At 60.3% G+C, this 19,705-nt stretch carries 21 protein-coding genes and 1 pseudogene; 18 read left to right on the top strand and 4 right to left on the bottom strand.

The features are described from left to right. Positions 1-90: 90 nt before the first annotated feature. The 14 genes and pseudogenes from PM3016_RS25610 to PM3016_RS40920 all read left to right on the top strand — a co-directional run bounded on the left by PM3016_RS25610 (position 91) and on the right by PM3016_RS40920 (position 12,484). Positions 91-378, top strand: a complete 288-nt coding sequence (locus tag PM3016_RS25610) for a stage VI sporulation protein F (RefSeq protein WP_013919569.1) — start codon at positions 91-93, stop codon at positions 376-378. A gap of 176 nt (positions 379-554) precedes the next feature. Further along, positions 555-1,145: a TetR/AcrR family transcriptional regulator gene (locus PM3016_RS25605; protein ID WP_013919568.1), complete on the top strand. Its 591-nt coding sequence runs from the start codon at positions 555-557 to the stop codon at positions 1,143-1,145. A gap of 670 nt (positions 1,146-1,815) precedes the next feature. Continuing rightward, on the top strand, positions 1,816-2,496 hold the full coding sequence (locus tag PM3016_RS25600; RefSeq protein ID WP_013919567.1) for an MBL fold metallo-hydrolase: 681 nt from the start codon (positions 1,816-1,818) through the stop codon (positions 2,494-2,496). Between the two features lie 174 nt (positions 2,497-2,670). Further along, positions 2,671-3,990 (top strand): right-handed parallel beta-helix repeat-containing protein, encoded by a 1,320-nt coding sequence (locus PM3016_RS25595; protein WP_014371458.1) that lies wholly within the window; start codon positions 2,671-2,673, stop codon positions 3,988-3,990. Positions 3,991-4,272: 282 nt separating this feature from the next. Then, positions 4,273-5,527 (top strand): annotated as a pseudogene (locus PM3016_RS25590) (DNA polymerase IV). After that, the gene (locus PM3016_RS25585) at positions 5,524-6,021 is read left to right on the top strand and encodes a YhjD family protein (RefSeq protein ID WP_013919563.1); all 498 of its coding nucleotides are present in this window, start codon (positions 5,524-5,526) and stop codon (positions 6,019-6,021) included. The pseudogene PM3016_RS25590 and the gene PM3016_RS25585 overlap by 4 nt, the downstream one beginning before the upstream one ends. Positions 6,022-6,327: 306 nt before the next feature. Beyond that, a complete protein-coding gene (locus tag PM3016_RS25580) occupies positions 6,328-7,227 on the top strand; it encodes a hypothetical protein (protein WP_041619243.1) in 900 nt (299 codons plus the stop codon). Positions 7,228-7,486: 259 nt separating this feature from the next. Then, on the top strand, positions 7,487-8,893 hold the full coding sequence (gene uxaC / locus PM3016_RS25575) for a glucuronate isomerase (RefSeq protein WP_014371456.1): 1,407 nt from the start codon (positions 7,487-7,489) through the stop codon (positions 8,891-8,893). Between the two features lie 175 nt (positions 8,894-9,068). Beyond that, entirely contained in the window at positions 9,069-9,518 is a 450-nt protein-coding gene (locus PM3016_RS25570) for a hypothetical protein (protein ID WP_013919558.1), read from the top strand. Between the two features lie 62 nt (positions 9,519-9,580). Beyond that, a complete protein-coding gene (locus PM3016_RS25565) occupies positions 9,581-9,853 on the top strand; it encodes a hypothetical protein (protein WP_014371455.1) in 273 nt (90 codons plus the stop codon). Between the two features lie 48 nt (positions 9,854-9,901). Continuing rightward, positions 9,902-11,170 carry a glutathionylspermidine synthase family protein gene (locus PM3016_RS25560; RefSeq protein ID WP_014371454.1) on the top strand — a complete coding sequence of 423 codons (1,269 nt, stop codon included), beginning with the start codon at positions 9,902-9,904 and terminating at the stop codon, positions 11,168-11,170. 80 nt (positions 11,171-11,250) lie between these two features. Continuing rightward, positions 11,251-11,685 carry a DUF350 domain-containing protein gene (locus PM3016_RS25555; RefSeq protein ID WP_014371453.1) on the top strand — a complete coding sequence of 145 codons (435 nt, stop codon included), beginning with the start codon at positions 11,251-11,253 and terminating at the stop codon, positions 11,683-11,685. Between the two features lie 13 nt (positions 11,686-11,698). Further along, positions 11,699-12,085 (top strand): SMU1112c/YaeR family gloxylase I-like metalloprotein, encoded by a 387-nt coding sequence (gloA2, locus tag PM3016_RS25550; protein ID WP_014371452.1) that lies wholly within the window; start codon positions 11,699-11,701, stop codon positions 12,083-12,085. Positions 12,086-12,352: 267 nt separating this feature from the next. Next, positions 12,353-12,484: a hypothetical protein gene (locus tag PM3016_RS40920; RefSeq protein ID WP_014371451.1), complete on the top strand. Its 132-nt coding sequence runs from the start codon at positions 12,353-12,355 to the stop codon at positions 12,482-12,484. Here the strand turns inward: PM3016_RS40920 and PM3016_RS25545 are convergent. Beyond that, entirely contained in the window at positions 12,465-13,157 is a 693-nt protein-coding gene (locus PM3016_RS25545) for an RDD family protein (protein ID WP_014371450.1), read from the bottom strand. The two genes, PM3016_RS40920 and PM3016_RS25545, sit on opposite strands and share 20 nt — an antisense overlap. Before the next feature lie 269 nt (positions 13,158-13,426). Here PM3016_RS25545 and PM3016_RS25540 point away from each other — a divergent pair, with 269 nt between their 5' ends. Further along, positions 13,427-14,779: a glycoside hydrolase family 43 protein gene (locus PM3016_RS25540; RefSeq protein WP_014371449.1), complete on the top strand. Its 1,353-nt coding sequence runs from the start codon at positions 13,427-13,429 to the stop codon at positions 14,777-14,779. 152 nt (positions 14,780-14,931) lie between these two features. On the opposite strand, the gene PM3016_RS25535 is transcribed toward PM3016_RS25540, so the two are convergent. From PM3016_RS25535 to PM3016_RS25525, 3 genes are read right to left on the bottom strand one after another with little or no spacing between them, the layout of a single operon-like run. Beyond that, entirely contained in the window at positions 14,932-15,879 is a 948-nt protein-coding gene (locus tag PM3016_RS25535) for an alpha/beta hydrolase (protein WP_014371448.1), read from the bottom strand. A 39-nt stretch (positions 15,880-15,918) separates the two neighbouring features. After that, entirely contained in the window at positions 15,919-16,821 is a 903-nt protein-coding gene (locus tag PM3016_RS25530) for a YitT family protein (protein WP_013919548.1), read from the bottom strand. Positions 16,822-16,854: 33 nt separating this feature from the next. Then, positions 16,855-17,229, bottom strand: coding sequence for a hypothetical protein (locus tag PM3016_RS25525; RefSeq protein WP_014371447.1), 375 nt, complete (start codon positions 17,227-17,229; stop codon positions 16,855-16,857). A gap of 273 nt (positions 17,230-17,502) precedes the next feature. Here PM3016_RS25525 and PM3016_RS37580 point away from each other — a divergent pair, with 273 nt between their 5' ends. The 3 genes from PM3016_RS37580 (at position 17,503) to coaD (ending at position 19,697) form a co-directional block, all read left to right on the top strand. After that, entirely contained in the window at positions 17,503-17,916 is a 414-nt protein-coding gene (locus PM3016_RS37580; RefSeq protein ID WP_014652181.1) for a DUF1259 domain-containing protein, read from the top strand. A gap of 645 nt (positions 17,917-18,561) precedes the next feature. Further along, complete coding sequence (gene rsmD / locus PM3016_RS25520; protein WP_014371446.1) at positions 18,562-19,146, top strand: 16S rRNA (guanine(966)-N(2))-methyltransferase RsmD; 585 nt, start codon at positions 18,562-18,564, stop codon at positions 19,144-19,146. Positions 19,147-19,169: 23 nt separating this feature from the next. After that, the gene (coaD, locus tag PM3016_RS25515; protein WP_013919545.1) at positions 19,170-19,697 is read left to right on the top strand and encodes a pantetheine-phosphate adenylyltransferase; all 528 of its coding nucleotides are present in this window, start codon (positions 19,170-19,172) and stop codon (positions 19,695-19,697) included. Positions 19,698-19,705 lie beyond the last annotated feature (8 nt).

Here is a 19,705-nt window from a genome sequence, read left to right as displayed (position 1 = left end):
AGAGTCAACATGGCCGGGCCCTCCGTCATAAACTTACTGTGGGATCAAGTCAGACCGAGCACAGGAAGGACAATAACGGAGGTGCAGGGCATGAGCTATACGAAGCACGGCTTCGATCCGGCCCAGGTGGAGCGGATCAAATTCAAGATGAAGAACCCGGAGACGAAGGAACGCGTCAAGATGATTCTGCAGGGCGTCACCAAGTACGATCTCCAGGACCGGGCGAAGGTGCGCCGTTTCGTCGGCCTGCTGACGAAGACGCTCGGGGAGAGGGTCACCGATCAGCAGACGGAGCATCTCGTGAATTTCGTCATCAGCCAGAAGATCGACCCGAGCAATACATTTCATCTGATCAAATTGTGGAGCATGTTCCGCTGAGGCGGAGCGTGCTTTTTTTACAGGATAAGCATGGAGGGGCCCGATTCGGTTCTGCCTCCAAGGAAGGGAGGGCGTCGTTCCGGGGAAGGGGGGAGGTTCAAACGCCGCTTGCCAAGAAGGCCATCTTGCGGTATGATTCATTATATACCGATCAGTACATAATGGAGGCGTGAAGGATGGCACGGCCAAGGGAGTTTGACGAGGAGCAGGCGCTCGGAGCGGCCCTCGAGGTGTTCTGGGACCTCGGCTATGAGGCGGCCTCGCTGAGCGATCTCACGGAGCGGATGGGCATCAACCGTCCGAGTCTGTACGCCGTGTTCGGAGGCAAGAGGCAGCTCTTCCTCCGGTGCCTGAACCTGTACCAGGAGAACTACTATGAGGGCATTCGGCAGCTTGCAGCCCAAGGCGGGCCGGGCCTCGGAGGCCTCCTCGAGGTGTTCCGGCAGGTGGTGGAGATGGGCCGTGATCCCCGCGCACGCCGCGGCTGCCTGTTCGTGAACACGATGGCCGAGCTGGCCGGAAGGGATGCGGAGCTGGCGGCGGACGGCCGGCGCTTTCAGGAGCGCCTCGCCGGCCTGTTCGCCGGCGTCCTGGCCGAAGCGGTGGAGCGCGGAGAGCTTCCCGCGGACACGAAGGTCAGGGCGAACGCCCGCTTCCTGACGATGGCGCTCGGGGGCTTCTCGCTGCTGCTGAAGAGCGATCCGCCGCAGGATCTGCTCGAAGACGCGGTGGAGCGGACGCTTGCGGCGGTAACCGGCGGGGCGTGAAGGGGCGGGGCAGAGCACGGAGCATCCCCTCATAGTCCTAACAGGCAGGAAGTCGTAATGGGCCTGTAAGTGTTCTTGCGAAGTGGGGACGTTCATGCAGGCTATCCAAGACAATAGCGGAAGTACGATGCGTTATTTCCCCTGCTGCCGGAGCACTTTTGAGAATAGAGGAACGCAGATGCGCTATTCGTGAGATCGAAGCGGTTTCCGGGCTTACCGGCCCCGCATAAGGCATCTGAGTTCCGCTATTCGCCGGGAAAGAACGGGAAATATCCCAATAAGATACCTGAGTTCCGCTATCTTGGATCCGCGATCCGCCAGAGTTACCGTGAATAAGGGCATCGCCCTCTACCGCAGGAGGGCTTCCTGATTCATCCCAAGCCCCGCCGGTTCCGGTCAGAGGGGCGTTCCGCCGTATTCTTCCCGAAGGCTTGAATCCGCCCAAGGGGGCGGGATCCGTCACCTCGGGCGACCCAGCCGCACTTTCCGATACGGGGCCTCACGATCAACCTTCTACCCGCATACAGCGCTCCCCTGCTGCTCAAAAACAAACTCCTGGCTTCGGTGGGAGGCGGACGGCGTCATACCGTCTAAGCATGCGTTGTTTTCGCTAACCCTTTTTTTGTCCGATTATGTACCGATCAGTATAAAATGGAGAGGTGGAGAGAGCATGAAACTGCAGCAGCTGACCCCGCACGTATGGGGCGGATCCGTATGGCTTCCCGTACCTGTGATGATCTGGTTCGTGAAGGAGGAAGAAGGCATTACGCTCGTGGACGGGGGGGTTTTGCCGATGTGGGAGGGGGTCCGGAAGGCGCTCCAGGAGACCTTCGCCGGCCTGCCGCTGCGGCGTGTGCTGCTGACGCACGGCCATCAGGATCACATCGGCATTCTGCCGCCGCTCATAGAAGCGTACCCCGAGGTTCCGATTCTCGTTCACTCCGAAGAGATTCCGTTCCTCACGGGGAGCCGGTCCTACCGTTCCCTGAGGGAGGGGGTGTGGGCCCGCTATGCTCCGCCGGTGCCGGAGGAGAAGCTGACGGCTCTGCGCCCGGAGGCGTCGTACGCGGGGCTGCAGCCTTATTGGACGCCGGGGCACAGTCCGGGGCATACGGTGTTCTATCACGAGGCGGATGACATCCTTTTGGCCGGGGATCTGTTTACCCGCTATTTCGGACGGCTCCAGCGGCCTATTGCCGGATTTACGGCGGATATGGACCTCTCGCTGCGCAGCGGGAGCATCCTCGAAAAGCTCAAGCCGAAGTACACGGCCTCCGCCCACCTGGGCGTTACGCGCGATGCCCATCTGCAGTATGCCCGGCTTCTTCCCCCGCTTCTGGCCGGGCGGTAAATTCATGCAGCCCCCCTCCTCCGGTATTCCCGGGCCGGGTCTCTATGATAGAATAGGAGATAGAGACAGCCGTGAGAGACTGCTGAATGGACGAGAGAAGCAGGATGACATAGACACAGTAAATGAACAAGAGAAGAGCCCCGCAGTCCGGGGCCAGTTGGTGGGGGGATCGACATGTCGGGATCGGATTCACAATCGGATGACAAAAAAGGGCTGTCGCGGCGCAAGCTGCTGACGGTGATGGGAACCGCCGCGGCCGGCTGGATGCTTGCCGGTGCGCCGCGGGTCGGGGCGGCCGCCGCCCCGGCTGTAGTGAGCGAGACGCCGCTCTGGCTGAACGTCAAAACCTACGGCGCCCAGGGGAACGGGTTCCAGGACGATCTGTCCGCGTTCCGCTCGGCGGTGGAAGCGGCAAACCGGGCGGGAGGAGGAGTCGTATACGTGCCTTCGGGCCGGTACCTGCTGTCGGGGCCGGTCACGCTCGGCTCGAAGATCCGTCTGGTCGGCGACGGCCCCGAGGCTTCGGTGCTCAAGGGCATGAGGTATGCCCTTCCGCTCGTGAGCGTATCGGGCGCGGAGCATATCGCGGTGGAGGGCATCGGCTTCGAGGGCGTCGGCACCCTGACCGAGGCCGCCTCGTTCGAGGCGGCGGAGAAGGGGATTCACCTGTCGGACTGCGAGGAAGTGCGGATCGAGAACTGCACGTTCGCCTCGATTCCGAACGGCATGTGGCTCGTGGACAGCCGTCATGTGACCGTGGAGGGCTGCTCCTTCCGTAACCTGCTGTCCTCGGACAGCTTCTACGAAGGGTACGGCATTGCGGCGGAAGGCGGCGCCCATCTGCAGATCCGCGCCAACCGGTTCCGCGGGCTGAAGAAGCCGGGCGTGTACCTGTATGCCGGCTGTTCGGCCAGCACTGTGGACGGCAATCTGCTTGAGGAAAGCGCCGATGCCTTCATCGTGCTGTCCTCTTCGAGCAAATCCTGCACGCATAACCGGATCACGGATAACACCGTGTCGGCCGCAGGCCTGGCGAAGGACCGCTCGTCGTGCAAGCAGGGGATCGTGCTGCGCGGCTACTGCGTGGACAATACGGTGGCGGGCAACGACATCGCCCGGGCCTCGGAGGCCGGCATCGTGCTCGAGGGAGACGGCAAGTCGCTCGACGGCCGCCTGTCGGGCACGATCCTCTCGGGCAACCGGATCGACTCGGTGCCGCGGGGCCTCGTGCTGGCGAACGCCGACGGCGCGGTCGTGACCGGCAACGTGGTCCGCCGGGCCGAGGTCGGCATCCTGCTCGAGCCGTCCGCATCGGGCGACGGAGCGCTCTGCCGCTACAACCTCGTGTCCGGCAACATGCTCATGGCCTGCACCAAGGCGGGCATCCGGCTGGCGGCCGGCTGCGAAGACACCGTCGTGTCCGGCAACAACGGCGCCGGCAACGCGGAGGCCCTGATCGTGCACGAGCAGGTGAAGGTGCAGCCGGGCTTCTGAGGCGGATGGCTGCCTGCAGACGGCCTCGCGTGAGGCCGCAGCTGCTGTTTTACTCGTAACGTCCTGTCGATCGAATGCGCTCACCACGCGTGCTTGCGGCTCTTCTGACGGCCTCCTGCCGGCCCCTGTCCTTTCGGGAACAGGGGTTTTTGGCGTACGCTGTTCCGGCAGCAAGAACGAAAGAGAGCCTATTTGCAATTATTTCCTCTTGAAATACGAATATTTGTTCGGTATCCTGTATACAATACATACGAACGTATATTCCCGTTTGGAGGGGTTTCTATGCAGCGTGTTATTCTGCTTGCAGATTGTCAGTCATTCTATGCCTCCGTCGAGAAAGCGGCTCATCCCGAATACAAGGACCGGCCCCTCGTCGTGGCGGGAGATCCGGCCCGCCGGTCAGGCATTATTCTTGCAGCCTGTCCGGTGGCGAAGGAATTCGGGGTCACAACCGCCGAGCGGCTCGGGGAAGCGCTGGGCAAGTGTCCGGAGCTGATTGTGGTCCGGCCGCGGATGCAGACGTATATAGACATTTCCATACAGATTACCGGAATTTACGAATCGTTCACGGACCTTGTCGAGCCTTTCTCCATCGACGAGCAGTTCCTCGATGTGACCGGTTCGCTTTCCTATTTCGGCTCGGCCGAGGAGATTGCCCGGCAGATCCAGCACAAGATTCAGGTGGAGACGGGCGTGTGGACCCGGGTCGGGATCGGACCGAACAAGATGCTGGCGAAGATGGCGACCGACATCTGGGCGAAGAAGAACAAGAGCGGCATATTCACGCTGGACGAGGAGGGGCTAGAGCTTCTATGGGAGCAGCCGGTGCAGAAAATGTACGGCGTCGGCTCGCGGATGGCCGCGCATTTTGCCCGGATGAACATCCATACGATCGGCGATATTGCGAAGCTGCCGCTCGCGGAGCTGAAGCGGCGGATGCGGGTGCGCTTCGGCAAGAACAGCGACATCCAGGCCGAGCTGTACTGGCAGACGGCCAGGGGGATCGACCCGAGTCCCGTGCGTCCGCGCACCCTCTTCGACGACCAGCAGGCGCTCGGGCACCAGATGACCCTGCCGCGCGACTACGGCCGCAAGGAGGACATCGACGTGATCCTGCTCGAGCTCAGCGAGGAGGTGGGGCGGCGGTGCCGGGCCAAGGGCTACATGGGCCGGGTCATCTCCGCCGGCGCCCGGGGGGCCGATTACGAGCGGGGAACGGGCTTCTACCGCCAGACGACGCTGCCCGATCCTACGAACATCACGAAGGAGATCTACGAATCGGCCCGGAGGCTGTTCCCATCTCCACTGGGACGGCCAGCCGGTGCGGCGGATCGGCGTGACGCTGTCGGGCCTGTGCAGCGACAGCGAGTACCAGCTTACGCTCTTCGACAATAAGGAGAAGGTTCGCAGGCTGGAGCGGGTGACCGACGCCATCAACAGCCGGTTCGGTCGCACGGCGCTCCTGCGCGCCTCCTCCAAGCTCGACTCCGCCCAGGCGCACGAGCGCAGCGCCAAGATCGGGGGGCATTATAAATGAGCAAGAAGCTGCAGGGCAACGGCCGCTGGGAATCTTCGCGCATGATGCTGCCGGAGCACCGGGCGCAGCTCATCGAACGGCAGCGCATCCAGTCGGGGGAAGCGCCGGCGGTGCGGGCGCAGGTACCGACCAGGGAGGAGCTCGAGCTCATCCGCGACTACACGCTGCTTCCGATGATGCTGACGATCGTGGAGAAGAACCGGATCCAGATGGAGCTCTCGACCGTATCCATGAAGCAGCTCTATGTGACCGCGCTGGACGCCCTCATGCGGCGGATTCACATGGACCTCGTGCTCGTCAAGAAGTCGCTGCGCGAGCACGGCATCAAGGTCTACGACGACGAGACGGTGGACAGCGCGGTCCACTACCGCTACGTCTGCCGCGGCTATGAGGACCGTCTGGCGATGACGCGCGATGTGGTGCGTTCGGAGATCAGCGTCAGGCTGTCCCGGTATGTGGCGGGGCTGTTCAAAAAGGACGACGGAGGCGCCTGACAGGGAGGGGCACAGCAGGCCGGGGGGCCGGAGGGGGCTTCTCCCTGCCGCGGCCGGAGAGCAGCCGGAGCGGCACGCTGCCGCCGCCGGGCGGTGCGCTGCCCGATATTCTTCCCCGGCCGTCTTCCCGGCCGCCAAGATGGATGGTTCGCCGTACAATGTTTTCCGGCAAAGGGGATATCCTAAGCGTATCTTAGAAGACGCTTCCCGGAAAGGTTGCTGCGCATGATCCACCTTGGTTTGTTTCCCGGTCTGTACCCCCATGTAAAATGGTTCGTTCCCCATGGCAAAGAGGTCCCCGTGCCGATGGCCGAGGTGATTACGCCTGCGTTTTTGTTCTGGCTGGGCGTCACCCTCGCCGGGCTGCTGCTCTCCGCACTGTTCAACGAGCCGCTGGAGCGGGTGCCCTTGATCAGCAGAGTCCACGCGGTGCTCGACCGCTGGAAGCCGTACGAGACGCTCATCCTGCGGATCGGTCTGGGCGCCGGTCTGCTGCTGCAGCTCGTAACCGGAACGTATCTCGCCCCGGAGCTGGCCGCGGACGGCTACTGGGTCACCGCGCTCCTGATCCTCGCGTTCGCCGGCCTGCTCTCGCCGAGGACGCTCATCGTCAGCGGCGCGGCGCTCGCCGTCCTGTACGTCCATGCGCTGGCCGATTACGGCTTGTTCCACGGCCTGGACTACATGTTCTACATCGGGATCATCTACTACCTCCTCGTAGCGCAGACCCGGTGGCGGCCTACGGCTACGCCGGTGCTGTACCTGTTCACGGGGCTGTCGCTCGCCTGGGTGGGGCTCGAGAAGATGACGCTGCCCCAGCTCGCCTACGGGATCATGGAGGAATATCAGATCCCGACCTTCGGGTTCAGCATGGAGAACTTCGTACTCATCAGCGCCTTTATCGAGCTGGGGCTGGCGTGGACGTTCATCGTCGGCATCCTCAACCGGTTCATCTCGCTGGTGGTCACCCTGGTGTTCATCACGACGACGACGGTGTTCGGGTTCCGCGAGATCGTCGGCCACACGATCGTCCACACGCTGCTGATCATGTTCCTGATCGAGGGGCAGGGGGTGTTCCGGTCGCCGTTCCAGTTCCACCGCTCCCCGGTGCTGCGGTGCCTGTTCGTCCTTGTGAATTTCGTGGTGCTGCTGTTCGGCCTTATGGCGATCTACATCGCGATGGGCTCCGCAGCCTCCCACGCCTGAAGAAGACAGCCGTACGGTCCTGTGCCGTACGGCTTTTTCGCAGGCTCCCCCGCCGTCCTGCCCCGGAGCGCGGATATCTCCCTCTGGACATTCACGAAGCACATTACCGCACCCCTCGGAAGGAGGGACGGCAGGAAGCGCAAGATAGGAGAGGTTCAAAGCCAAAATCACAAAAATGGTGTAGCAATTCTTGCGGGTTCGGGTTAACATAGAGATATATTGTTCACGTTAACATTATTAAGAAATGGGTGGAAATCAGATGAAAAAGTTCCTTGACGAGAACTTCCTGCTTACGAATGAAACCGCTGTCCGACTGTACCATGACTATGCCAAAGAAATGCCGATCATCGACTATCACTGCCACCTCAGCCCGCAGGAGATCTACGAGAACAAGACGTTCAAGAACATCACCGACGCCTGGCTGTACGGCGACCACTACAAGTGGAGAGCGATGCGCTCGAACGGCGCCGAGGAGAACCTCGTGACCGGCGGCGAGGGCACGACCGATTACGACCGCTTCCTGGCCTGGGCGAAGACCGTGCCGCACACGATCGGCAACCCGCTCTACCACTGGTCGCACCTGGAGCTGCAGCGCTTCTTCGGCATCTCGGATCTCATCAACGAGAAGAGCGGCCCCGAGCTGTGGGAGAAGCTCAATGCCCAGATCAGCGGCGAAGGCTTCGGCGCAAGAGACCTCATCAAGAAATCGAACGTGCGCGTGATCTGTACGACAGACGATCCGATCGATTCGCTCGAATACCATGTCAAAATCAAGGATCTTCCGGATTTCGACGTACAGGTGCTGCCTTCGTTCCGTCCGGACAAGGGCCTCGAGATCAACCGTCCTACGTTCCTGCCGTGGGTGCAGAAGCTGGCGGAAGTGTCCGGCCAGTCCGTGAACGACTATGACGGCCTGCTCTCGGCACTCGAATCCCGCGTCCGCTTCTTCCACTCCGTAGGCGGCAAGGTGTCCGACCATGCGCTTGACTACGTAGCATATGCCGAGACGACGAAGGAAGAAGCCGCCGGCATCTTCGCCAAGGCGCTCCGTGGTGAAGCGGTATCGCTTGAGGAAGAGAAGAAATACAAGACGTATACGCTCGTGTTCCTCGGCAAGCTGTACGCGGAGCTCGGCTGGGCGATGCAGCTGCACATCAACGCCCACCGCAACAACAATGCCCGCCTGATGGGCAAGCTCGGTCCGGACACCGGCTTCGACTCCATCAATGACAGCGACATTGCGCAGCCGCTCGTCAGACTGCTCGATGCCCTCGACAGTGAAGATGCACTGCCGAAGACGATTCTGTACTCCCTGAACCCGAAGGACAACTACGTTCTCGGCACGATCATCGGCAGCTTCCAGGGCGGCGGCGTACCGGGCAAGATCCAGTTCGGCTCGGCCTGGTGGTTCAACGATACCAAGGACGGCATGATCGACCAGATGAAGGCGCTGGCGAACCTCGGCCTGCTGAGCCGCTTCGTCGGCATGCTGACGGACTCCCGCAGCTTCCTCTCGTATACCCGCCACGAGTATTTCCGCCGTATCCTGTGCAACCTGATCGGCGAATGGGTGGAGAACGGCGAAGCGCCGGACGACATGGAGCTGCTCGGCACGATGGTACAGAACATCTCGTACAACAATGCGAAGAATTATTTCGGTTTCTAATCAGGCTTGGATCAAGGCGTGCTTCCTTGCGGGAGGCACGCTTTTTTGCTGTGGAGGGGGAGCGCGGACGACGGGGTTGTGAGGGGACAGCTGGAAAAAACGCAACTTTTTGCGGCAAACGTGCGTATTGGTAGGTGTGGTTAGGGAGCGACATGGCGAAAGGAGCGGAGGGACAGTGGTCCGATTGGAGTATCGGTTGTATGAGGAAGGCAGCCGGACGTTCCCTGTGCTGTATTCTTATGACAGGATCGGCCGGGATGAAGCGGCGCTGCGGTTCGCCTGCGACTACTTCGTCAAGGACGGCCGTGTGTACGAGAAAACGTCGTGTGCGGTGGAGACCGGCTGCTATGTGGTCTACGTGAAGGAAGCCGAGGACGAGCGGACCATGCCTTGGGGCGCGCCGGGGGCACGCGGATTCGCCGGTGTGCGCATGGAGCTCAGGGAGTACAGGGAAGGGACGGCGGATTATCCGCTGATCTACTCCTATACGTTCCGGGATACGCTGGAGGCGATGCTCCACCTGCAGGCGAATTACCTGTATACGGACGGACGCGAGTGGTACCGGACTTCGGCGGAGATCGACGAAGATCGGATGACGTATGTGTATTACGCCGTCCCGGTATAGAACGGACGGCACCGCAGCGGCAGCGGTCAAGATGAGCCGCAAAGACAGGAGTGACAGTGAAAATGGAACAGCACAAGGGCAGCAGGACGCACCGGATGGTGAAGCTGTTCGTTGCTTCCACGTTAGTGCTCGGAGGGGCTGCAGGATGTTCCGACTCGCGGGACTGCGTGGACAACAACCGCGACGGGTACTGCGATGACGGAGGGGGCGGAAGCTCTTCCTCCTCTCATTATTATTACGGCAGCTCGAAGGCATCGTCCTCCGGCACCGTCTCGGGAAGCTCTTCAGGGATTTCCAAGGGCGGTATCGGTTCCAGCGGGAGCTCAAGCTCCTGAGGACCGGAACCGGGTGAAGAAGCCGCAGTTTGCAAGGAGGGAGAACGCATGGAAGAAGGAATATCAGGCTTCTCCCGCAGGAGCTACAAGGAGCGCCGGGATGCATTGTACGGCGCGCTCCGGAGCGAAGGCGTCTTTACCTGGGACGTCATGTACGAGCAGGAATACGCGCTGGCGGGTCTGCACCGCCTAAGCCCCGAGCTGCTCGCGGAGATGCGCGGGGCGGCGGAGAAGCTCGGCCGCCTCTATGCACGGACCGTAGAGACGGTGCAGCAGGGCGGGGAGGAGCTGTGGCGGGAGCTCGGCCTCCCGGAGGCGGCGTTCGGGGCCATACGGCTGCGCTTCGACGGGGAGAAGGCCACCCTGATCGGCCGGTTCGATTTTGCCGAAACGCCCCAGGGGCTCAAGATGCTTGAGTTCAACAGCGATACGCCGACCGGGATCGTCGAGGCCTTCCATGTGAACGGCCGGGTCTGTGCGGCGTACGGGGCCCGGGACCCCAACGCGGGCTGCGCGGCCATGCTGCCGAAGGCCTTCGGCCGGATGCTGGACCTGTACCGCACGGCGGGGTACCCGGCGGAGCACATCTTCTTCTCGGCACTGGATTGGCACGAGGAGGATGCGGGCACGACGAAATATTTGCTGGCCAACAGCAGCCTGGAGGGCGCGCAGTTCGTGCCGCTTGCCGACCTGCGCGTGCAGGGGGAGCGGCTGTGGGCGGAGAAGCCCGGCGAAGGCGAGCCGGTGCCTGTCGATATCCTGTACCGGCTGCATGCCATCGAGAAGCTGGCCGAGGACCGGGACACCGACGGCTATCCGACAGGAGAGCATGTGCTCCGGCTGATCGCGGAGAGGAAGCTGGCGGTGATCAATCCGCCCTCAGGCTTTGCGGCGCAGACCAAGGCGCTGCAGGCGCTGATCTGGAATCTGCACCAGGCCGGGGAGTTCTATACGGAAGAGGAGCATGAGGCGATCTCGCGCTACATGCTGCCGACGTATCTTGAGCCGGCCTTCGCCGAAGGCTCCGCCTATGTCTCCAAGCCGATCCTCGGCCGGGAAGGCAGCGGGGTAACCATCTACGAAAAGGGAGCCGCAGCCGAAGCGAGCGGGGACGAAGAGTATGGGCACCAGCCCATGGTCTACCAGCAGTACGCGCCGCTGCCCGAGGTCGAGGTCGAGACCTTGGCCGGGCCGTACCGGGGAAGCCTGCTCTGGGGCTGCTTCCTCATCGACGGGCAGGGCTCCGCGGTCGTGGCCCGCGTGGGAGGCCGGATTACCGGCAATTTATCGTATTATCTGCCCTGCGCCTTGGCGTAAAAAGGGCCCGGGAGTCCGCAGGATCTTGAAGCCCGCGGGTTCCCGGCTGACGCACAATACATAAGCAAGGGGTTGGAGAAATGGACCAGTTCGGGACCATTTTGAATTTTTTGATCTATTTGGCGGTTACGGTGCCGCTCGTCGGGGTGGGCATCCTGTTCTTTAACCTGACGACGCCGTACAGCGAGTTCAAACTGATCCGCGACGGCGGGGAGCTGAGCGATCCGGCGAAGGTCGCGGCGGGCAAGGCGGCCGCTTATGACCTGGGCGGCAAAATCATCGGCCAGGTGCTTGTGCTCGCCTCCGCAGTCTATCACTCGGTGGGCATCCTCGATCTCGTGATCTGGGGCCTGGTCGGCATTGCGTTCCAGATCATCATTTTCTACCTGTTCGAGCTGCTTACGCCGTTCAAGGTATTGGCCGAAATACCGAAGGGCAATGTGTCCGTCGGGATCTTCTCGTTCTGCCTGAGCCTCGCTTCCGGACTGCTCATGGCGTCCCTCATCAGCTACTAAGGAGGAATCACAGATGCTGCAGATCAACCAAATTCATCATGCCGCCATCATTTGTTCGGACTATGAGGTATCGAAGAAATTTTACACCGAAATTCTCGGACTCCGGATCATTCTCGAGACGTACCGTGCGGAGCGCAGGTCCTACAAGCTGGACCTGCAGGTAGGGGGAGCGCAGATCGAGCTGTTCTCCTTCCCGGATGCGCCGAAGCGCCTGAGCTACCCGGAAGCCCGAGGGCTGAGGCACCTGGCGTTCGAGGTCGATGATATCGATCAGGCGGTAGGTGAGCTGACGCGGCATGGGGTGGAAGTGGAGCCGGTCCGCGTGGATGAAACGACGGGCAAACGGTTTACCTTTTTCGCCGACCCGGACGGTCTGCCCCTGGAGCTGTACGAGAAATAAAACCGGGTTCCCGAGGCTTAAGCACCGGGGGCTGCTTCACCTGAACTTTTTACCATCTACGGACTCAAACACAGAGCCGGCATCGAAGGGTGCCGGTTTTGTTCTATCCAAATGAGGTTAATAGGTACATAACACAAGTTAAAAACGCTTTCAAAACTAAATCTTTCCTAACACATCCCTAAATCATTCCAAATAGGCCTTTGATATAGTAAGCGTAACAGCAAAGAGAACCGCATGGGGATAGGACAAAACGCGGAGGTGCGGCATATGGAAAGCAGATTCTCGGTAGGTATGGTATACGGCATGTTACTCAGTATTCCGCTCTGGATCTCGGCTATCGGCTGGTTTCGTTTGGTGGCGCAGGGCATCACGATGTTTCTCAAGCTGAGGTTCGCCTGATGAACGGACGACGAGGGAAGGAATACCCCAGCTGAAAGGCCTCCGGAAGTGACGGAGGCCTTTTTGGTCTGTATGGACCTCGCGCCGGGGCGGTGAATAAGGAGGCCCATCCCTGAAGCAGGTAGTACAGCCTGGCATAGACCAGGAGCACAATCAGCACCCAGACCACGAGCGTATCTCCCCAGGACTTCATGCGGTACTGTACCTGCAGGCCGGTATCCCGGTCCCACGAGGTCTGTCCGTGCCGGTGGAGCTCGTGGTGCGCGTTCAGCATGGTGAGCATGGAGATCACGGGGATCTCGAGGCCCAGTCCACGCCACAGCAGCAGCATACTGCGCCGGAATGTCCGCGGAAGATGGGCCTTCCCGCCGTCCGTACGCCGCACCTTCACGCCGAACAGCAGCTTGCCGGGCGTCGTGCCCCAGGTGGAGAGCAGCAGGCTTTCCACAGGGAGCCAGAGCAGGGCGAAGAGTACCGGGAGCAGAAGCTTGGGAACAGGGATGAGGGGCGAGTCCGGTAACGCCGGTAAGGCCGCAAAGAGAGCTTCCAGTATCGCCGCCCACAGCAATAGATCCAGAGAGCGGGCCCAGTAACGCATCCAGGGCCTGACCGTGCGGCTCTCGGGCTCATCCTCATTTCGGTTCTTGGAATACCATGATTCGTGTTCGTCCATCCGGTTGTTCGATCCCCTTCGTGTCTCGATCGTATGGTCGCATAGCTGCTTTACCAGTGTACTCGGTTTGGGACGGGCAGGGAACCGGCAATCGTAAGAAAATGCACTTTTATCGAAAAGGGATCTATTTCCAATTAATGAAAGCGCTTATACAATGGAAACAGCTTCAGGAAAGGAAGGTGATACGGGCCGGAATGAAACGGCCCGGAACCGGCGGGCCATCCTGCAGCTCTGGCGAAGAGACTGCATTATTGAAGGAGGAGAGGAAGATGAAACACAGATGGGGCAGAATCGTGCTTGCATGGGCCCTGGTGCTGGCTCTGCTGTCCACAGGGGCGGCCGTGCCGGGAACGGTACAGGCGGCTGACCCGCCGGCAGGGTATGTACTCTCTTATTTTGGGGGCGTGCCGTATGACGACAGCCTGCACCTGGCCTACAGCACGGACGGCTTGAACTGGACGGCGCTGAACGGCAACCAGCCGGTATTCCGGCCCGCGATCGGCACGAAGCACATGCGGGATCCGTACGTCGGGCGCAAGCAGGACGGCACCTTCGTTCTGCTCGGTACCGACAACTGGAACAGCGAGTACATCATGGTCTATGACTCGGCCGATCTCATCCGCTGGACGAACGGCAGGCTGGTCCGCATGAATACGAATGCCATGCATACGTGGGCTCCGGAGTTTTTCTGGGATGCGGCGAAGGGTCAGTACGGCATCATCTGGTCGGGCAATACGGACCGCAACCGCACGTACGTGAACTATACCTCGGACTTCAAGACGGTTACGGCGCCGAGCGTCTATTACGACCCGGGGTACGATGTGATCGACAGCCACATCCATCCGTGGAACGGCACGAACTACCTCTTCTTCAAGGATGAACGCTCCACAGGCACGACACCCAAAAGCATTCTGGCGGCGCGGTCGGCCTCGCTGACCCCCGGTTCCTTCTCCGTCTACACGGGGGCCATCACCGAGACGGGGACGGAGGGACCGTTCGTGATCAAGTCGCGCAGCGAGAACCGGTGGTACCTTTATGCCGATTACTATTCCCGCGGCGGCGTCTTCGGCGCCTGGACCACGACGGATCTCGGCAGCGGCGTCTGGACCAAGCTTGCTTCCGGCACGTTCACCCTGCCGGCCGGCGTTCGGCATGCCACGGCGTTCGAGGTAAGCCAGAGCGAGCTGGACCGGCTGAAGGCGGCCAAGTGGGGGCCTTACCGTCTTCAGTCGCATAATTACCCGGACCGCTACATCCGGCACAGCGGGGAGACGATGCGCATCGACGCGAACGTTGCGCCGCTCGAGGACTCGCAGTACCGCATCGTGCCGGGGCTGGCTGACCCGAAGGCCGTATCCTTCGAGTCCGTGAACCAGCCGGGTACTTATCTGCGCCACTACAACTACGTGCTGAAGCAGCAGGCGAATGACGGCAGCACGGCGTTCAAGGGCGACGCGACCTTCACGATGACCGCGGGTCTTGCCGACGGCGCCAAGGTTTCCCTGCGCTCTTACAACTACCCCGACCGGTATATCCGGCATTACAACTACGAGCTGGTTCTGCAGCCCGTGACGACGGCCACCGACAAGGCCGACGCGACGTTCTCGCTCGTGTATCCTTAAAGCGGGCTCCGGCCGGCATGCTTGAACAGGCAGGCGGCCGGCACGCATCGGAAGGGCCTGCACATGCAGCAAACAGCCCCGCTCTCCGGTAAGGGAGAACGGGGCTGTATTGCGCGGCTGCAGCGTCCGCTGCGTGAAGCATGCCGCAAACCTTAGGGCTGCGCGACCGGCTGGGGTGCGGTCTCCCGCACGAACCGCTCCGTGAACTGGCGGACCCGCCAGGCATATTCTTCGGGAGCGGCGGTATAAGCCATCCCGTGACCGGCGCCCGGCACGAGGAAGAGCTCCTTGTATCCGCGGCAGGCTTCCATCAGCCGGTGCACCATGGATGTGGGCACGAAGGTGTCCGCGCTGCCGTGGATGAACAGGATCGGCTTCTCGGCCCGGCGCACCGCCTCCAGCGCCGAGGCTTCGCCGAAGGAGTAGCCCGAGCGCAGCCGGGTGACAAGGGACGTCATGCCGATGAAGGGGAAGGAGGGCAGCTTGTACATGCGCCTCAGCTGATACGAGAGTACGTCCTTCACCGAGGTATAGGCACAGTCCGAGACGACGGCCTTGACCTGCGGGGGCAGGGGCTCGCCGGACGTCATCAGGACGGTGGCCCCGCCCATCGAGACGCCGTGGAGCACGATCTGCGCCTCGCCGCCGAAGCGGCGGATGAGCTCGCCGATCCACAGCAGCACGTCCCGCCGGTCGGGCCAGCCGAAGCCGATGTACGCGCCCTCGCTGTCCCCGTGGCCGCGCGCGTCCGGCAGGAGCACATGGTAGCCGAGCTGCTCATGATACAGCTTCGCGAGCGCGTTCATGTGCATCTTGCCGCTTCCGCTGTAGCCGTGGGCGAGCAGCACGATCCGCGAGGTATCCCGCAGGGCCGGCAGATAGTACCCGCGCAGGCGCAGACCGTCGCCGGAGAGAAGCTCCCACGCTTGCAGCGGCTGGGCGTCGAGCCAGACCGGGTCGGATGCCGGGGTATCTTTGAGGTCCGGGTTCCCTGCGAGGAACGTCTTCGGCCGCCGGGCGATGGCCATGGTGTAGAAGTACTGGCTGGCGGCGGCGAGGCCGAGCAGCAGCAGAAGGATGAGAATGATGACGACAATCATAAGCCTCGGGTCTCCTGTAGCGATTCCTTGGAAGGATCGTTAGTGAATGTCTTTTTTCTTGAAGCGTCCGCCCTTGACATCGTGAATGTTGCCGATCGCCAGGAACGCGTTCGGGTCAAGCTCGTCTACAATGGACTTCAGCTTCGCTTCCTCCAGACGGGTAATGACGCTGAAGATGACTTTCTTCTCGTCGCCCGTGAAGGCTCCCTCGCCGCTCAGGTAGGTGACACCCCGTCCAAGGCGGAAGGTGACCGCATCGCCGATCTCCTTGTGCTGGTCGCTGATGATCCAGACGGATTTGGACTGGTCGAGCCCTTCGATCGTGATGTCGATCAATTTGAAGGCGATGTAATAAGCGATGAGCGAGTACATGGCGTGATCCCAGCCGAAGACGAACCCGGCGCTGCCCAGGATGAAGAAGTTGAAGAACATCACGGTTTCGCCGACGGAGAACGGGGTTTTCTTGTTGAGCAGAATCGCCACGATCTCCGTCCCGTCCAGCGATCCGCCCGAACGGATGACCAGACCGACGCCGATGCCGAGAATGATCCCGCCGAAGACGGCCGCAAGCAGCGGGTCGATCGTCAGCGGTTTCACGGGATGCAGCAGCGTAGTGCCGATCGACATCACGATGACCGAATACAAGGTCGAGATCGCGAACGTCTTGCCGATCTGTTTGTAGCCGATGATCAGGAAGGGCAGGTTCAGCAGGACAAGGAACAGGCCGAGCGGCAGGCTCAATAGGTGGGAGAGGATGATCGAGATCCCGACAATCCCTCCGTCGATGATATTGTTCGGTACGAGGAAAATTTCAAGTCCGACCGCCATAAAAATGGAGCCCATAGTCATGAAGACCGCGCGGCGGAAAAATTTGCTTTTGGTCAGCCTCCGGTGCTGCTTTTGCGGAGCGGGTGCGGCGTTCGACGGTGGTGTTGCATTCATGGTTACAGTCCCCCTCTTTCAATTTATGTTCTCTTATCCGTTTACCCCGAAAGGGCGGCGGCATGGCACCACATAAACCGAAGTGAACTTAAGGGGGGAGAGCACCCGGGCCCGCAGCCGTTTACGCACGTCACAGCGGAAGAAGAGCAGCAGCAGAACCGGCAGGGCCTTCTGTGCCGGTCTTTCGCGCCCTTCCCGATAGGGGAGGGGCGGCGTGTCCGGAACCGCTCTCCATTTGGGGACCGGTTGCTTGACGGGCAGCACATCGGGGACAATGACGCCATAGTTCTCCAGATAATCCCGCTGCGGCATCGTCAGTGACTGCTGCGGAGGGAGTGATGCGCTTATGATGAGTGCGATGAGCACGACCAGCAGAGCGGGTGCGCGTTCGGTCAGGAACCGGGACAAGTTCGTTCCTCCTTTCCGGCATCGGCGCTGCATTGTTTGTTAGCATTGTATCATCCGGCCGTTTTGGGAGTCAAAAAAGGGGGGAGATGACGGAAGGGGAAGGGGCAATACATCCGGCATGAATTGATGTAGGTCGAGACCTGTAAACATTCAAATTTACAATTATGGTATGCTGTCTCTATCTAGAAATCGGGCTTTGACTATAGTCAAAAGAATACGCATATCAAAGATTACCTCATACAATGATTTATCTTTATTTAGGAGGTAATCGAATTGGCCGTAATCTCCCAACAGCTTTGTAATCGGTTAGCCCGTATTGCAGGTGGAACAGGATCCATTACGAACGGGGCGTGTGTTATTCAGCGGCTCCGTAACAATCTCAATCTGAGAATATTAGGACGTCGGAGCAGATCTCCTTTGACAATTCCGTTCCTCCTATCTGTAGAATCCCGCGATGCGCGCGGACGGACGTTAAATTTGGGAGAAACCGTAATTTTAGAAAGAGAGATCAACCCGTTAGTTTCAGAGCTTCGTAGACGTGGGATTAAAGTAACAGCTATCCATAATCACTGGCTGTTTCAAAACGTTCAGTTTAAGTATATTCACTGGGAATCGGTCGGCGACCCGGTAGTGTTTGTTAGAAATAGCACAGCTGCAGCAAAAGCAGTAGGAATCCTTCCGCGGTAACAATTCGTCTGAAGGATTTCTTGCAAGCAATGCTTGTGTTGGACACGGCTGCACAGTGTTATAGCTGCAGCGGTGAGCGTTCTGTTTGCGGTGTGTTGACCAAGTACAAGCTGTTTTCGGAGTGGATACGGCGACCATATGGAGATGTAAGGCGGTAGTTCGAAATGAACTATCGCTTTTTTACTTTTCTTCGCAGCGGGCTTGTATACCCATGAGATTGAACTTCAAAAGCTGGGGATTCATTCTGGAGGTTCGTGAGGCCTGGGAACTGAAAATTATGGTCGCCAAATAGTCGCCAACAATTTAGAAAAAACAAGCTGTATTCGTTATTATATTTTGCGGTGTACTAAAGATAAAAGCCTTATATATCAAGGGTTTCGGGAAACTGCACAAAAAAAATCGGGCCCCGTCTCACGACGAGGCCCTTTCATGGGAGAGGAGAAACCGGACGAAGAGCTTATGGGGAACGTAAGTCTTCTCCGCGGTTGTCTACGACATTTTCGGATGTCGATAATTACAGGATAGCCCCATAGGAGGAAAGTTATACATGCAGACGACAAAAAAAATTTGATTTTTGTGCAGGAGATTCCGTTTATGGTACGATAGCGTTAGATTCGATGCAGTTAAGGAAGGAAGGCTTGTGGGATGAGAGTCATATCGGGCAGTGCCAAGGGGCGGCCGCTGAAGGCGGTGCCGGGCATGGGGACCCGGCCGACCACGGACAAGGTGAAGGAAGCGGTATTCAGCATGATCGGCCCGTATTTTGACGGGGGCCGGGTGCTGGATCTGTTCGCCGGAACGGGCGGCCTGAGCATAGAGGCGCTGAGCCGCGGGATGGAAGCGGCCGTGCTGACGGATACGGATAAGAAAGCGGTGGAGACCATCCACCAGAATCTGAAGGCGGCAGGATTCACGGACCGGGCGGAAGTATACCGCAACGACGCCCTGCGCGCCCTGCGAGCGCTTTCCAGGCGGGAGGCGCAGTTTGATCTGGTCTTTTTGGATCCGCCGTACCGATTGAAGCTGATCCCGGATCTGCTGGCGGAGCTTCAGGAAGGCGGGCTGCTGGCCGAAGGGGCGAAGGTGGTCATCGAGCACGATGCGGAGGATGCGTTCGAAGGGGACACCGGGGCGCTGGAGTGGCTGAGGCGGGCCGAGTACGGCGATACGGCCATCACGATCTTCAGGCACCGGACCGGACAGGCCCCGGAGCCCGAGGGCGGACGGTAACGAGTAGAGGAGAGAGCATACATATGCATACGAGCGATCAGGGCAATGTCCCTTTTGTCAGAGTGGCGGTCTATCCGGGCAGCTTCGATCCGGTCACGAACGGGCACCTGGATATCATTCACCGCGCATCGAAGGTATTCGACAAGCTGGTGGTGGCGGTGCTCAACAATACGAGCAAGAATCCGCTGTTCTCCGTGGAGGAGCGGGTCGGGCTGCTGCGGGAAGTGACCCGGGACCTGCCGAATGTGGAGATCGATTCGTTCCGCGATCTGCTGATTAATTATATGAAGAAAAAAAACGCGCACCTCATTGTCAGAGGGCTGCGCGCGGTATCGGATTTTGAATACGAGCTGCAGCTGGCTTCCACGAACCGGAAGCTGTGCGAGGACATCGAGACGTTCTTTATGACGTCCACGCCGCAGTATTCGTACCTCAGCTCGAGCATCGTCAAGGAAATAGCCCGCTTCCACGGGCCGGTATCCGATCTCGTACCGCCGGAAGTCGAGCAGGCGCTGCGCGGCAAGTACGGCACGGGAACGACTGAGTGCTGAGGCATGCC

This window comes from Paenibacillus mucilaginosus 3016 (genome assembly GCF_000250655.1).
GTDB classification, from domain to species: Bacteria; Bacillota; Bacilli; order Paenibacillales; family NBRC-103111; genus Paenibacillus_G; species Paenibacillus_G mucilaginosus.
Note: the sequence above shows the minus strand (reverse complement) of the source record. Positions and strands in the feature narration are given on the sequence as shown.

Excerpts from the sequence above, each read along its gene's own strand:
- PM3016_RS25540 (WP_014371449.1), top strand. The coding sequence starts at position 13,427 with ATGAAACACAGATGGGGCAGAATCGTGCTTGCATGGGCCCTGGTGCTG.
- PM3016_RS25545 (WP_014371450.1), bottom strand. The coding sequence starts at position 13,157 with ATGGACGAACACGAATCATGGTATTCCAAGAACCGAAATGAGGATGAG.
- PM3016_RS25530 (WP_013919548.1), bottom strand. The coding sequence starts at position 16,821 with ATGAATGCAACACCACCGTCGAACGCCGCACCCGCTCCGCAAAAGCAG.
- PM3016_RS25585 (WP_013919563.1), top strand. The coding sequence starts at position 5,524 with ATGAGCAAGAAGCTGCAGGGCAACGGCCGCTGGGAATCTTCGCGCATG.
- uxaC (WP_014371456.1), top strand. The coding sequence starts at position 7,487 with ATGAAAAAGTTCCTTGACGAGAACTTCCTGCTTACGAATGAAACCGCT.
- PM3016_RS25580 (WP_041619243.1), top strand. The coding sequence starts at position 6,328 with ATGGCCGAGGTGATTACGCCTGCGTTTTTGTTCTGGCTGGGCGTCACC.
- gloA2 (WP_014371452.1), top strand. The coding sequence starts at position 11,699 with ATGCTGCAGATCAACCAAATTCATCATGCCGCCATCATTTGTTCGGAC.
- PM3016_RS25555 (WP_014371453.1), top strand. The coding sequence starts at position 11,251 with ATGGACCAGTTCGGGACCATTTTGAATTTTTTGATCTATTTGGCGGTT.
- PM3016_RS25595 (WP_014371458.1), top strand. The coding sequence starts at position 2,671 with ATGTCGGGATCGGATTCACAATCGGATGACAAAAAAGGGCTGTCGCGG.
- PM3016_RS25565 (WP_014371455.1), top strand. The coding sequence starts at position 9,581 with ATGGAACAGCACAAGGGCAGCAGGACGCACCGGATGGTGAAGCTGTTC.
- PM3016_RS25600 (WP_013919567.1), top strand. The coding sequence starts at position 1,816 with ATGAAACTGCAGCAGCTGACCCCGCACGTATGGGGCGGATCCGTATGG.
- PM3016_RS25610 (WP_013919569.1), top strand. The coding sequence starts at position 91 with ATGAGCTATACGAAGCACGGCTTCGATCCGGCCCAGGTGGAGCGGATC.
- PM3016_RS40920 (WP_014371451.1), top strand. The coding sequence starts at position 12,353 with ATGGAAAGCAGATTCTCGGTAGGTATGGTATACGGCATGTTACTCAGT.
- PM3016_RS25605 (WP_013919568.1), top strand. The coding sequence starts at position 555 with ATGGCACGGCCAAGGGAGTTTGACGAGGAGCAGGCGCTCGGAGCGGCC.
- rsmD (WP_014371446.1), top strand. The coding sequence starts at position 18,562 with ATGAGAGTCATATCGGGCAGTGCCAAGGGGCGGCCGCTGAAGGCGGTG.
- PM3016_RS25535 (WP_014371448.1), bottom strand. The coding sequence starts at position 15,879 with ATGATTGTCGTCATCATTCTCATCCTTCTGCTGCTGCTCGGCCTCGCC.
- coaD (WP_013919545.1), top strand. The coding sequence starts at position 19,170 with ATGCATACGAGCGATCAGGGCAATGTCCCTTTTGTCAGAGTGGCGGTC.
- PM3016_RS25560 (WP_014371454.1), top strand. The coding sequence starts at position 9,902 with ATGGAAGAAGGAATATCAGGCTTCTCCCGCAGGAGCTACAAGGAGCGC.